The organism is Mucilaginibacter ginsenosidivorax (assembly GCF_007971525.1).
In the GTDB taxonomy this organism is placed as follows: Bacteria; Bacteroidota; Bacteroidia; order Sphingobacteriales; family Sphingobacteriaceae; genus Mucilaginibacter; species Mucilaginibacter ginsenosidivorax.
Genome location: NZ_CP042437.1, coordinates 5,725,594 through 5,738,860 on the forward strand (window position 1 = coordinate 5,725,594; position 13,267 = coordinate 5,738,860).

The 13,267-nt window shown below is 38.0% G+C and carries 12 protein-coding genes; 4 read left to right on the forward strand and 8 right to left on the reverse strand.

Annotated elements, in window-relative coordinates:
* The first annotated feature begins 10 nt into the window (after positions 1–10).
* Both FSB76_RS23970 and FSB76_RS23975 read left to right on the forward strand, forming a co-directional pair.
* Positions 11–460, forward strand: coding sequence for a MauE/DoxX family redox-associated membrane protein (locus tag FSB76_RS23970; protein WP_147057900.1), 450 nt, complete (start codon positions 11–13; stop codon positions 458–460).
* A 100-nt stretch (positions 461–560) separates the two neighbouring features.
* Entirely contained in the window at positions 561–854 is a 294-nt protein-coding gene (locus FSB76_RS23975; protein WP_147057901.1) for a DUF6520 family protein, read from the forward strand.
* Positions 855–917: 63 nt separating this feature from the next.
* Here FSB76_RS23975 and FSB76_RS23980 read toward each other — a convergent pair whose 3' ends face one another.
* Genes FSB76_RS23980 through FSB76_RS23990 form a run of 3 tightly spaced genes read right to left on the reverse strand, consistent with a single transcriptional unit; the run spans position 918 to position 7,060 of the window.
* The gene (locus FSB76_RS23980; protein WP_147057903.1) at positions 918–2,348 is read right to left on the reverse strand and encodes a TlpA family protein disulfide reductase; all 1,431 of its coding nucleotides are present in this window, start codon (positions 2,346–2,348) and stop codon (positions 918–920) included.
* A 22-nt stretch (positions 2,349–2,370) separates the two neighbouring features.
* Positions 2,371–3,759 carry a RagB/SusD family nutrient uptake outer membrane protein gene (locus FSB76_RS23985; protein ID WP_147057905.1) on the reverse strand — a complete coding sequence of 463 codons (1,389 nt, stop codon included), beginning with the start codon at positions 3,757–3,759 and terminating at the stop codon, positions 2,371–2,373.
* 10 nt (positions 3,760–3,769) lie between these two features.
* The gene (locus FSB76_RS23990; RefSeq protein WP_147057908.1) at positions 3,770–7,060 is read right to left on the reverse strand and encodes a SusC/RagA family TonB-linked outer membrane protein; all 3,291 of its coding nucleotides are present in this window, start codon (positions 7,058–7,060) and stop codon (positions 3,770–3,772) included.
* Between the two features lie 438 nt (positions 7,061–7,498).
* Here FSB76_RS23990 and FSB76_RS23995 point away from each other — a divergent pair, with 438 nt between their 5' ends.
* Positions 7,499–7,891: a helix-turn-helix domain-containing protein gene (locus tag FSB76_RS23995; protein WP_147057910.1), complete on the forward strand. Its 393-nt coding sequence runs from the start codon at positions 7,499–7,501 to the stop codon at positions 7,889–7,891.
* Between the two features lie 29 nt (positions 7,892–7,920).
* Positions 7,921–8,331: a helix-turn-helix domain-containing protein gene (locus FSB76_RS24000; protein ID WP_147057912.1), complete on the forward strand. Its 411-nt coding sequence runs from the start codon at positions 7,921–7,923 to the stop codon at positions 8,329–8,331.
* A 10-nt stretch (positions 8,332–8,341) separates the two neighbouring features.
* Here the strand turns inward: FSB76_RS24000 and FSB76_RS24005 are convergent, their stop codons facing one another.
* From FSB76_RS24005 to FSB76_RS24025, 5 genes are all read right to left on the reverse strand, one after another.
* Positions 8,342–8,908 carry a hypothetical protein gene (locus FSB76_RS24005; RefSeq protein ID WP_147057914.1) on the reverse strand — a complete coding sequence of 189 codons (567 nt, stop codon included), beginning with the start codon at positions 8,906–8,908 and terminating at the stop codon, positions 8,342–8,344.
* Positions 8,909–8,980: 72 nt separating this feature from the next.
* Positions 8,981–9,634, reverse strand: a complete 654-nt coding sequence (locus FSB76_RS24010; RefSeq protein ID WP_147057916.1) for a TetR/AcrR family transcriptional regulator — start codon at positions 9,632–9,634, stop codon at positions 8,981–8,983.
* Positions 9,635–9,654: 20 nt separating this feature from the next.
* Entirely contained in the window at positions 9,655–10,926 is a 1,272-nt protein-coding gene (locus FSB76_RS24015) for an aminotransferase class I/II-fold pyridoxal phosphate-dependent enzyme (protein ID WP_147057918.1), read from the reverse strand.
* A gap of 185 nt (positions 10,927–11,111) precedes the next feature.
* Positions 11,112–11,942, reverse strand: a complete 831-nt coding sequence (locus FSB76_RS24020; protein ID WP_147057920.1) for an alpha/beta fold hydrolase — start codon at positions 11,940–11,942, stop codon at positions 11,112–11,114.
* Between the two features lie 268 nt (positions 11,943–12,210).
* The gene (locus FSB76_RS24025) at positions 12,211–13,092 is read right to left on the reverse strand and encodes an AraC family transcriptional regulator (RefSeq protein ID WP_147057922.1); all 882 of its coding nucleotides are present in this window, start codon (positions 13,090–13,092) and stop codon (positions 12,211–12,213) included.
* Positions 13,093–13,267: the final 175 nt, after the last annotated feature.

Here is a 13,267-nt window from a genome sequence, read left to right on the forward strand (position 1 = left end):
CGCTAATAGCATGAAAAAGCAAGCAATACAAGATTCTCTTTCCGCACTTTTGGTGCTACTGTTTGTGTATGCAAGTTTTAGCAAATATGCCGATTTCAAATACTTTCAGCAGTCAATGCATCGGCAGCCTTTCCCTAATTGGTTAGTAACCTCCATCATATGGATGCTTCCACCTTTGGAGATCGCTATTGCTGGATTATTAGCTTTTTCAAGAACAAGACTATTGGGTTTGTACGCCTTTATAATTATAATGAGCTTGTTTACCTTTTATATTGTTGCTATTCTATTGAATTTATTTCCCATAGTGCCGTGTTCGTGTGGCGGGCTAATACAATCTCTTGGCTGGCTACCACACTTATTTCTCAACCTGTTTTTTATTTTAATTGCTGGTTTAGTACTCAGAATGGAATTTTTAAATATTAAGAAAGAAAGAAAAAACAGCACCAAAAATCAACGTTAAAAATGTTTATCAAACATAAAAATATTTCACGCGCGAAATCAGGTTTACGCCAATCCTGGGTAAAATTGGCTATTAATAATTAATTTAAAAAAAATCAATTATGAAAAAGATCAGAATGGGCCTAATGGCCTTTGCGGCAATGAGTGGTATCGGAAGTGCTTTTGCTTTTAACGCGCCCAAAAAACAAATTGGCACTACCTATTATGCAAGCCTAAGTGGTTCAAATCAGGTATGGTCGTTAACACCCCCATCTGGCAAAAGTTGTCAGTCAGGAAATTCGGTAGCATGTACAATAACTTCGACCTCTCCACAGGCTGACGTTTTGAATACTCAAAACAGCTTTCCGGACAATTATACTGTCCAACATGCCAGTGACAATAAAATTTACAGGTAATTGCTGGTTTAAGTTAGCGAATAAGACACTGCATTTAGAAGTTTAAATGCAGTGTCTTTTATATCAAATTGAATCTAAAATTTGTTTTTTTAGGTTATAACCATTGTCAATTCGAGGATCGGTTGGGTTCTGCATTAATGCGCCAGATTTATCAATTAAAATCAAAGTTGGGCAGGCATTGATATTGTAATGGAGACAAATAGGATGCTTTAACTCTTTTCCGTTGGTAAAAAGGTTTGTAACATAGTGCGAATTATATTTACCCCCATTTATACTTTTAATCCATTGATTTCTTGTTCTATCAATATTTATACTCAAAAAAATCACCGGTCTATTTGCATATGTCTTTTCCAATTCCTCTAAGTAAGGAGCAATTTGTATGCAATTTCCACATCCGGTGTACCAAAAATCCATAAGAACAACTTTGCCCTTATAATCTGAAAGTCTATGCATTTTACCTATAGTATCTATTAATTTAAAGTTATAAGCTTGTGTCCCGATAAGTCTTGATGATTTGATTTTAAATAAAAGTTTTACAAAGTCATTATTGCGAATGAAAGTCAATGCGTCATTTAAAGGCTTTGATAGGTCTTGGTCATCTCCACGGTAATAGTATAAAAGGTTGGTTATCAACCTCTCGCGCAATCTCCCTGAGTAATTATTTTTTATGAATTTATAACAAGGATTAATGAGAAATGGCCTGTGGCGAACATAGCAAGAATCGAATTGATATTTTAATATTAAAGCGGTAGCGTATGTTGCAGAATATTGCAGTAGTTCATTCTTATTGAAGAGATATACAGACGAAGGATTAACGATTTCAGGCTTTGGGTAATTAATAACAGTTTTTAGCGCTATTTGACTCAAAGAATCTCTCGAAAAATTCTGATAGTACCTGGAAACGCCTTCACCATAAAGTTTAAAAAGTATTTGAGCTTTGATAAGTACAAACGCTTCATTACTAATATCTGGCTTTCGAGTTTCCAATAGTTGGAGTTGGTGACTTGCTGAAATATCAATCTTCATAAATATATTGTTTAGCCCTTCAGGATGAACTAAATCTTCACCGATTCCCTTCAAATCGCTCTTTTCAATTCTATCAATATCATAAATTACATTCAACTTTTCTGAACCCTTTCCTGTGAAATAGAATCCATCGGGAGTTGAGTTAACCGTTATATTATCCCCCTTTTCTATTAGATAACCAATTAACGGCTTTACCTTATGCTTGCTTCCGAATCGGATTTCCGTATATAATGGTATGTTACCGACAGAAATTTTAATGTTAAAGCGATGGTTTAAAATAGGAGCTTTATAAACTTTAAATTCAAATAATGGTTCGGAAAAAGAATAACCGTATTTGCTCACAAGAACTATAACAGAATCACCTTTTTCAATTTGGCTTACAGAACCTGAAATTACTGCGTAATCCGATGCGTAAATTCTCATAGCAGCGCCTACTACCAATAATGTTGTTAATAATATATTCTTCATTTGATCAATTAGATTTTAAGAATTATCTAACATTCTGTGCAATGCCACTTAATTGAATTTCATTATCAGGTATAGGCAAAGCATACCGTTTATCATTTGGCGGCAATGAATAAACTACTCCATTGAGATTTCGGGTTAAGGTGATTGCGAACCGGCTATCTTTATTAAGTCTTCGCAGGTCTGTCCAGCGTAACCCTCTATAAAGTAACTCCTTTCTTCTTTCCAGGAGAATCTGCTTTAATGCATCATCAGAAGAACTGGCGGTATAAGGAATAAATGTATTTGATTTCCAACGCTTAACAAGTAATGTATTAAGATCTTTGATGGCATCCGCCGTATTCCCTAACCTTGCATTGCATTCAGCTCTAACAAGATAAACTTCATCGGTAGCAATCCCACTAAATGAATACCCTTTTATATCATATGTCCCGCGGAAGTAATAGGCCCCATTGCGAGGCGTAAAAAACACACTCTTACGCAAATCATTATTTGCATAAGATTTATACAATAGTGTGTCTGCAATCGAAACAGAATTAGGCTGATCATTTGAATACGCTTCCAAAACGGAATGGAAAATATCTTCCGACAAAAATGTACTGCTTAAATAAGAATTAGTTCCGGGATTTAGGGAGTTATAGTCCACCAATGTATTATAATCGGAAAGGCAATCATTCGCATACTTATAAGCATTGTTGAAATCACCTATTGCAAGATATACCCTGCTCAATAAAGCGTTAGCTGCCGGTCTTGAAGGAAGAGTTTTATAAACAGGTATAACAGGCAGTAGTGGCAATGAAATTTTTAAATCTTGAATGACCAGATCATAACATTGCTGTTCTGTTGCCCGTATCGAAGTAATGTTCGGGTCAGAATTTAATCGTAAAGGAATCCCTAAATCTGTTGCTGCCGTTTTGACATCATAAGGCAATGCAAACGTTTGAACGAGATTATAAAAGGCAATAGAACGATAAAACAATGCAGCTCCTCTAATTTGGTTGGCCTGTGTCTGCTGGCTGGCAGAATATGAAATTTTAGGCAAATAGTCTAAAACGGTATTTGCGATATAGACCTGCTGATATGGCAAGTTCCAATCCAAAACGACCGAACCTGCGTCATAAAACTCTTTGTCCCATGTGTAAGTGTTCTTTTCCTGCGTTAGGTACAAGCTTGCCCAATCTGCATCAGTGAAATAGTAATCATCAGTACTCATTTCGCCAAGTGCAGGATCATTTAAATTGAATACTCCTTCGTTATAAAGTAATGATTGCAAGTCACCTAAGCTTGCAGGGACGGACAACGCCTGATTTGGCTTCGTATCCAAAAAAGCATCTTGCTTTTTACAGCTACCTGTTATCAAAAGCAAGCAACTAAAACCCACAAAATATATAAATGTTGATATTTGATTTTTCATAATGATCTGTTTAAAATTTAGCTTTTACTCCGAAAGCGATAGTGCGGGGCAACGGCAGCGCGGTTGAATAATTGGTGCTGATATCCGGGTCAAGATGGTCTTTATTGGCTCTCCACAGGATAGCGATGTTATTAATATAACTGTAGACCTGTAGGTGTGAAAAGATTCCTTTTAATTTGCCTTTATCCAAATCATAACTTAACGTTATATCCTGTAAACGGATGTGATCACCTTTATCAATAAGGACCGATGAGTTTTTATAAAAGGCGTCCCGATTAGTATTAAAAGGATATGGAAATGCCGGCACACTCGTTGTTAATTCGTCGCCTGGTTTCTGCCATCGGTTATAATAATCGGAAGTACCACTATAAGGCAAGCCGGAAGAGGTAAACGATGTGCGCCTAAAATAATAATCGAACTTATAGATAATGTTAAATGATAATGTTAGGGCTTGATAAGAGAAAGTATTTCTAAAAGATCCATAGGTCGTAGGACGTGCACTACCGTTGTACACCATATCGTCGACTGAGGTTTTCGATATGATATTTCTATAATCTGTGCTTATCTGACCATTCAAATAACCTTGTGGATTGCCAGTGGCATTAAGCCCGGCCCATTTATAGCTATATAGTCCATACAAGGATTTACCGGTTAATGGAAAAATAGAACTTGCGCTGGCTGAGTTAATATAATTTGACGATTTAAGCGTAACACCATATTTAGTTACAATGTCTATGACATGACTCAATAATAAATTTGTTGTCCATTTAAAGTTTTTGCCGTTGATGTTTTTCGTATTGATAACTATATCAAATCCGTTCCCTTTTGTGTCTGCTGTGTTGCCAAAGAAAGTTGTTAATCCGGTGGAAGGGGCTAAGGGAGAGTTGCCAAAGAGGTTTATTCCTTTTTTATTATAAATTTCCAGACTACCAGAAACAATGTCACTTTTCAAAGCATAGTCCAAGCCCAAATTAATCATACGGACTTTTTCCCATCGCAGTTCAGGGTTTCCGGGATTGGCAATTTGCGAACCAGGCCCGCCTGTGTAGTAGTTACCGCTAAACTGAGTTATCGTTGTTACCGCTGTTGCGCTTTTATTGATATTACCGGTATATCCATAAGAGCCTCTTAATTTAATATAAGGAAGCCAGGACAATCGATAAAAGTCTTCCTTACTCAAATCCCACGCAAAACCAGCGGAATATAAAGGCACGGCTTTTTGGTTGGTGTTCACTCCGAAAAGGTTGGATTTGTCTATTCTGGCGCTACCCGATATTGTGTACCTATTTCGGTAAGTATATACGGCATTGCTGAAATAAGATAAATAGTGGTCAGTAGATTTTGCAAAACCAAGAGAGTTTGGGATCTGTTGACCATATCCGTAAGGTTTTATTGTAAAATTGCTTGCGTAGTCAACATTGGCATGGCTTGTCTCAGTGTCCTTATTATACCCATAGGCGGTGTTTGAATTTGTTTCACTTACAGCCGCACTTATCTCGGCTCCTGCGATGACATTAAGTTCATGTTGCTGACTCCAAGTATTACTGTAGTTCACTTGTGCTCGTCCCCGATGCGAAGTGAGAAAACCGTCTGTCTGCTGTAGAATGCCCCCGACAGGTATTGGATAATTCAGACTGCCATCAGCGTTTATCTGAGTGTACTCGTTAATCAGATTTCGGGTAAAATAGGTATTCTGGCTATTGTAATTTTGAGTATTTGTATTAGCATGTTCGTACTGATATTTAAGACTCGCACTAAAATGTTTTAGAAAGTCATATTGCGCCCCTAAATTAATTCGGTTATCTATTGATTTACTGGTGTTGTCGGCACTATTTAATTCGTCCAAGGGGCGGTAGTTCCAATCCAAGTACTTACTATTTACTGTGCTGGTATAGGATGTTGCGAAATCCTTAGCAATCGACAATGCATTGCCATTTGCATCTACTAATTGCGCATAAGGATAAATCCGCTGATTATTAATGGTCAGCCCGCCGTTGTTATAGATTGGGTTATTAGTTTGAGTAGATGTTTGCGTATAATTTAGTCCCGCTGACAGTTGAAGATTTTTAACTGGATAAAAGTTATAGAGTGAGTTGATTGTGATCCTCCCATTGGAGTTGCCCTTATAGTAACTTTGACCCTGATCGTCACCTAAAGAAAAGGTATAGTTACTATTACTATTGCCGCCACGAAGATTTAGCGCATACTGTTGATTGACGGATTTTTGATAAAAATATTTATTTAACTGATCCCTTACGTCAATGTTTCGTAGTGCATTAATTTGATCAGTAGCAGTGGCGGAGGAAATAATACCTCCGCGTTGATTTGCTAATATCTGAACCACAGGGGTTACGGGGATATACCCAGTGCTCAAATCGTTATTATAATGTCCCTTACTGAATAAGTTCTGTTCAATATTAATAAAATCGGTGGATTTAAGATTATAAGGGCCATAGTAAAGATCCGGTTTACTTCCTACCGTAACATTAGCATTGAACTCTGCGGTAAGCTTTTGATTGAGTTTGCCTTTTTTGGTAGTTACAACAATAACACCATTGCCCGATCTTACACCCCAGATACTCGCAGCAGCAGCATCTTTCAATACCGTAACGTTCTCTACATCATTGGGATTGATATTATTTATATTACCGTCGTAAGGGAAATTGTCCAGGATTACTAACGGTTGATTATTGGCATAGAGCGTGTTAGTTCCTCTAATGCTGATATCAGCCTGACCGCCCGCAGAATTATTAGTATTTCTATTAAACAAGAGACCCGGCACCACACCTTCCAATTTGCTTAATAAATCAGTGCTAACCCTTCTATTAAGCAACTGATTATCAACTTGGGCAAATGAGCCGGTTGCCCTTTCTTTTGGTAAAGTTTGATACCCGGTCGATACCAGTACTTCCTTTAGCATGGCAGTTTCAGGGTTGATCAAAAGCTTTAAAGGCTGATGATCGGAACGACTAACCTTTATTTGGGTAGTTTTGAAACCTATATAGGAAATCACCAGATATCCGCTAGTGTCTGTCGTGTTAAGCTGAAACCTGCCATTCGCGTCAGTTATGGCTTTATTGTTCGATTTAACGTCCAAAACAGTCGCTCCAGGCAAGGGTTTCTGATCCTCTGCTGACAAAACAATACCAGTTATCTTAGTATGATTTACCTGTTGGCCGTAAGAACGGGTTACTAAAAGGGTTAAAATTAAAGACAAGAAGAATACAGGAATTTTCTCTTTTAAATATCTATAGCAGGTACATAGCAATGCCCCTACGATTTTGGTCGTTGTTTTTTTCATTTAAATTAAATGCGGATAATTAGCGTATCGGTCAATTAAAGCTTAAAAAGACGGCAACCTATAAAGCAGAAATTAACTATTAACTGATTCCAGGTTGCCGTCGCCCTTTTTTGTCACTCCGGTGAACAAATGACATTTTTAATCGGGTCTTGGAAGGGGATAGAATGGGCTTTGCCAAGCGCAAAGGGCTTAACCAGATATTCATTAGCCGTTTGAATACTGGCAGGGGAAAAGAATATTTTGAATTCAATAAACACTGCAAAATGGTAGTAGAATGGATGTCCAAATACTATTTTTTGTTGGTCGGTGCTATTGACTATATTGCGCATAATTAATTGACCGAATTAACCCAATTTTCCCTAATAAGGGAAAATTATTCAATTGACTTTTACTTTATTCAATTTGATTTTTACTAACTTTAAAGCATAATATTTTCTGATGGAAGAAACTGTATTTAACAAGAAGCACTTAAGCATCGGACAGAAGGTCGAACGAATCAGAACGTTCAGGGGGTTTAAGCAGGAATACCTAGCGAGTAAACTCGGTGTATCACAACAAACCGTTTCTAAAATTGAACAAGAAGAGGAAATTGAGGACGATTTATTAAGGCAGATTGCCGAAGCTTTAGGTGTAACACCTGAAGTAATTAAGAATTTTGATGAAGATAAGATAACATATATAATAAATCATCAATATAACATTTACAATAATGAAATTAAAGATAATGCAACTAATAATTTTGTCTTTAACCCAATAGAAAAGATTGCAGAATTATATGAGCGACTGTTGACCACCGAGCGGGAAAAAAATGAGCTTTTAAAAAATAAGTAAACTTAAAACACTTCATTTGAATATCTAACATGGAAACTGCCACTAAAGGAAAAATATTACATATAGGACGTAAGATTGAAAGAGTTCGCAAGTTAAGGGGATTAACACAAGAAGAAGTAGGAACAGGTTTAGGCATTACGAAACAGGCTGTATCTAAATTGGAGCAAAGTGAAATAATCGATGAGGAAAGATTGGAACAAATTGCAACGGTATTGGGTGTTACGTTAGAGGGCCTGAAGCGCTTTAATGATGAAACAGTACTAAACAATAACCATAATTTTTATGATAGTAGTTCAGTGACACATTCTTCAATTAATAATGGTTATGAGTTTACAATCATTAATAACCCGATTGAAAAAATTATAGAACTTTACGAAAGCCTCCTTAAAGTTGAACGGGAAAAAGTAGAAATACTGCGTAATAAAAATATTAACCAATGATTGCCAAGGCTTATAAAGGATAGTTGTCTTTTATTTTTAGTTTTTCGTAGTCATAGGCATTCTGATTATCTAATTGTATCAATTCATCATAATACTTATTGGCCAATTCCTTATAATTATTAAAAAGCGCCTTCCTTTCATTCTTTTGCTTGCTATTAAACATCCACGATTCATCGCCTGTAAACCGGTATACTAGTTCCTTGTATATTTCAGCCCGAAGCACTTTTAAATTGAAATCCTGCATTTTTAAACTGACCGCCTTTTCAGCCATATTTTTGGCTATAGTTAAGTTTTCCAGTGTCCCCTTTGTCCTTTGATAGGGCTTAGCTATAACATCATTAGATTTAAGATAAAGCAACGCCCTGAAAAATAAACTTGTCGTATCCTTTGGATTGGCTTTTAAATTCTTATCCAGGCTATCAGATAGTGACGCGTATTTATTTGCATTGCGATATAGCGGGCCATCATTAATGTCAATTATTCCTGATACTACTCTGACTTTCAATTGGGCATGCACTTCGTTTGACGTTGCAACAACAATCAAAAGGGTTACAATTAATAAACAAGACTTTTTCATTGGTAAAAACTTTTATTGATCAAATTTACAATTTTCCCCATATAGTTAAAATTGAAAGGATCGATGAAATTTTTAGTTCCTACGCTGCTTTTCAGCGCGCTTATAAGTATCCAAAAGAATTTCCGAAACCGCCTTTTTAATTCTTGCTGCGCCCTCCGGCGAATTCACATCTATTTGGCAAAATAAACTGTCATTTGATTTGGAATGCAATATCATGTAATAAATACCCCCAACCAACAAACCCGCGACCGCCCGCAGGTCCACGCTGGTGTTTTCAAAATAGGGATCGGCGAGATCAAAGAATTCTGAGCCTAAACGTTCTCTTTCTTCGCAAACCTCATACATAATTTGGCTTCGCTCACTTAATTGCCACAGCACTATTTTTTGCATTTCTTCCTCATTAAAGAAATAGTCGAACTGATTTAACAGTAATGCTTCCAAAATCTCCCTGGTATCGTCGCCTTTTTTTGTCTCCATTAGATCTCCGGCATTACCACTGGTAGCTACCCAATAATCTTTTCCCCGAACATAAGTTTCTACTAACTTGTCGACTGTTCCAAAATAAAAGTAGATCAGTCTTTTGCTTAGACCCGCGCATTTCGCGATGTTAGTAGGGCCGAGACCTGTATAACCTTTAGTTCTAATAATGGTACCAACAGCATCTACCAGTTTTTGCATTGAGCGTTCCTTATCATTAGAGGCTCCCTTGTAAGGTTTCTTTGGCATGATTCAAAATTACATAGTCCCTAATTAACGGAAATATGCAGCTTTTGATTTACATATTCAAACGCATTTAATGCCTTATCTAAATGTTCACGAGTATGTGTAGCCATCAAACTCGTTCTGATCCGAGCATTTTTGCGGGCTACACCTGGATAAACGATGGTATTGGCATAAACCCCGGCCTCCAGCAAAAGCCGCCCAGCATCCCCTGTTTTATGGGGGTCGCCAATTTTTACAGGGATAATTGCAGATTCTGTATTGCCAATGTTCAATCCCAAATCAATTAATCCCTTTTTAAAATAAGCCACGTTATCTGCAAGCATTTCCCGCCACTTTGGCTCCTCATCTATTAAGTCTATTGCTTTTAACAAACCTGCTGCAGCTGGTGTTGAAGTTGATGAAAACACTTGCTGCCTGGACTGGAATTTAAGGAAATTAATGATCTCAGGAGTAGAAACTATAAAACCGCCGATATGACCAAATGCTTTGCTCAGCGTCCCGGAAATAATATCAACTTTGTCCACCAGATCAAAAATCTCCATAGCACCACGTCCGTTTTTTCCTATTACGCCTATACCATGTGCATCGTCGACCATTAAAAATCCGCCATAACGCTTCGTTAAATCGTAAATTTCTTTCATCCGGGCAAGGTCGCCGTCCTGTGAATAAACGCCGTCTATAATAACCAACCTTGTTCGGTATTTTTCCTGTGCTTCTTTTAAATTCCGCTCCAAAAAATCAAGATCATTATGGGGAAACATTTTGAGATTGGTTTCCTTACATCCCTCATAAACCGATGCATGTACCGCCATATCCAAAATAGCCACATCTTCCCCTTTCAAAAGAGCCAATAGCGCGGCACTGTTTGAGGTGTAGCCGGTAGTAAATACCAGTGCAGAATCTTCACTACGGTTAAAAAATCCGGCGACCTTCTTTTGAAGCATTTCATGATATTCGTGATGGCCCCCTATTAGGGGAGATGCCCCTGCACCAGTTCCGTATCGTTCAATGCCTTTTATTGCGGCTAATTTTACCTCCGGGTGCTGTGTGAAATTTAAATAATCATTGGAAACCAGGCTTACACACTTTCTGGGTTTTTGGTTAAATGGAGATGTAACCCACATTTCGGGGCCGCATCCTTGTTTACTGGTCATAAACCTGAAATTCATTTGACCATTTTTTACCATATAATCAGTGAATTCCTGAAATACTTCGGCTCTTTCAAATGCGTTTAGTCCTGAAATATTTTCAAAGTCTTTGAAGCTTGCTTTTGCAAAGTTTATTGAAGAGTTCATAATTGAATTTTGTTAGATCAAACAGATCTGGCTAACTTAATGCAAGCTGATGTATTAAAAGATCATCGCTTGGTCGGCGGCACGACCCTAAGCTTAGGTTAAACGTAAAGATTCCCCGGCAGCAAAGCTGTGGGGAATCTTTAAACGGATATCTTGCCTTTATCAGGTGTTAAAAAAATGCGAACTCAAATCGAGCGATATCCACCTGCAAGCCAGGAGATAAGCTCATCCGTATATGAAGTAAAAGCTTCCTCCCAGACTCTATGGTATGCGTCAAGCAATACATAGCGACTGCGGATAAGTTTTTCTGATAAAAATTGTCCGTTTGCGGGTGGAACAATCGGATCATCTTTACCAGCCAAAATCAGGACAGGGGTTTCAATTGTCGGCAGCAGAACCTCCAGTTTTGGCAAGTCAGTTTTATAGGCCCTTACAAATTGCGCGGCGTCCTCAAACCGACGGCCCGTAGATCCCTTCCGAAAGTCTTCAATTATATCTGCCGGCGTCAGTTGCGCAGCATGGGTTAGGTAATCTTTAACAGCCTCTGCACCAATATCGACGAAAGCATCCTTAGGTGAGTATATCGCATCTTTCAATATGCCACCGGCCAAATCCAGCCTTGTTGCTGCACTCCCAAGAACTAAACTTTCGAATAACTCGTGTTTTTTTGCAGCGGCAAACAAAACCGCTGGAGTACCAACATCAGGTGCAACGACATGTGTCCGGGTAATACCAAGTTGCTTTAATAAAGTAATGATAAAATCGCCCATTGCTTCCGGAGACATCACGTCTGCCCGGCTTTGCGAATGACCATATCCAGGCAAGTCAACCGCGACGTAGGAATAACTGTCTACCAGGCGCGGTAGAATACGATAAAATGAATAAATACTTTCCGGCCAGGGTGCCGTGAAAAGGATTGGAATTCCGTCATTTTTTTTATGATGTATAAGGCGGATTGATAAACCATCTACTTCTATATTATCAGACTCCAACATTATTTTGCTTTCTTTGCTCATACAATAAATACTTTAAATGGTGAATTGATCGATCGTGGGCTTGCAACAGTATATTACGCTTGCAACGTTTGCCTGCTGAACATTATGTGAATTAATACGACACAAAGTTGGAAATTTAGCCTTTTTAATAAAGGTAACTTTCGGCCAAAAAATGATACTATTTGCCACCATTAGCCTTGCTATTGATTAATGTTTTTTTAATACAATAAGATTTTCACTAAAAAGGGTTCAAACTGGAAGGCATTGTAAATTGTGAATCTCGGACGAATTAACCTGCAAGCGGAAATTTATCACGAAATGCAGCGGGAGTGGTACCCTCTTGTTTTTTAAAGAATTTAGTAAAGTTTGTTGGTTCTCCAAACCCGAGATCAAATGCGATGGTCTTACTTGACACGTCAGAATAGATAAGCATCCTTTTTGCCTCAAGCATCAAACGTTCATTTATCAAAGCTTTTGTACTTCGACCGGTAGCCCTCGCAGTCAATCTGGAGAGGTACTTTTCAGTTACTGCCAATTTTTGCGCGTAAAACTTAACATTTTGCTCTTCCCGAAAATGCTGTTCTAATAATTCTCTAAATTCGACTATTAGGTTGCCGCCGGATTTCGCCGGCCCAATTACAGGCAATTCAGGCCAGGTCACGCGCTGGGCGAGAAAAATCAAGTTTGCAAGGTAATTTCTTAGAATATCTGATTGAAACTGCTCATCCGGCAGCAAGAACTCTTTCTCCATTTCCTGCCACAGTTCCCGGAGCGGCTTAGACATTCGACCAACGCTCTGTTGCCCGCTGGCTTTAGAATCACTAAAGAGTAGCGAATTCTGCAAAAAGGTAACATCACCCTCGCTTTTGCAAAAAAAAGCTTCGGTAAACAAGAGGATGCGGAATTTATAAGTGTCGCTATGATTAAAATACTGCACAGCATCTTTTCTTACAAATAGTAGGGAATCTTCAACAAGATGAATTGGTTTGAAGTCCACAAGATGAGTTATAGCTCCTTCGATTAGCCATAAAACACAGTAAAAAGAGGCGCGGTGAGGAACCTTCAAATACTTCATTTTAAGAGCATCACGGCTATCGATACTTAGAATCTCAAATCCTATTTTTTGAGGCCCTTCAAAATCGATATTGGGTATACTATTTGTTTTGTTCAATCGAATTAGTTATAAAAACACACTGCTAAATTACATGATTTGGCCAACACATTCCTATTGGCCGCCAAAAGACTTCCCATTTACGGTAATGACACCGTGAAAACATTGGCTTTTCGCTTGGGTTTGAATAGCCACCGATTTTGTAAAGTCTTTCCGGAAGCATACAGACTACACA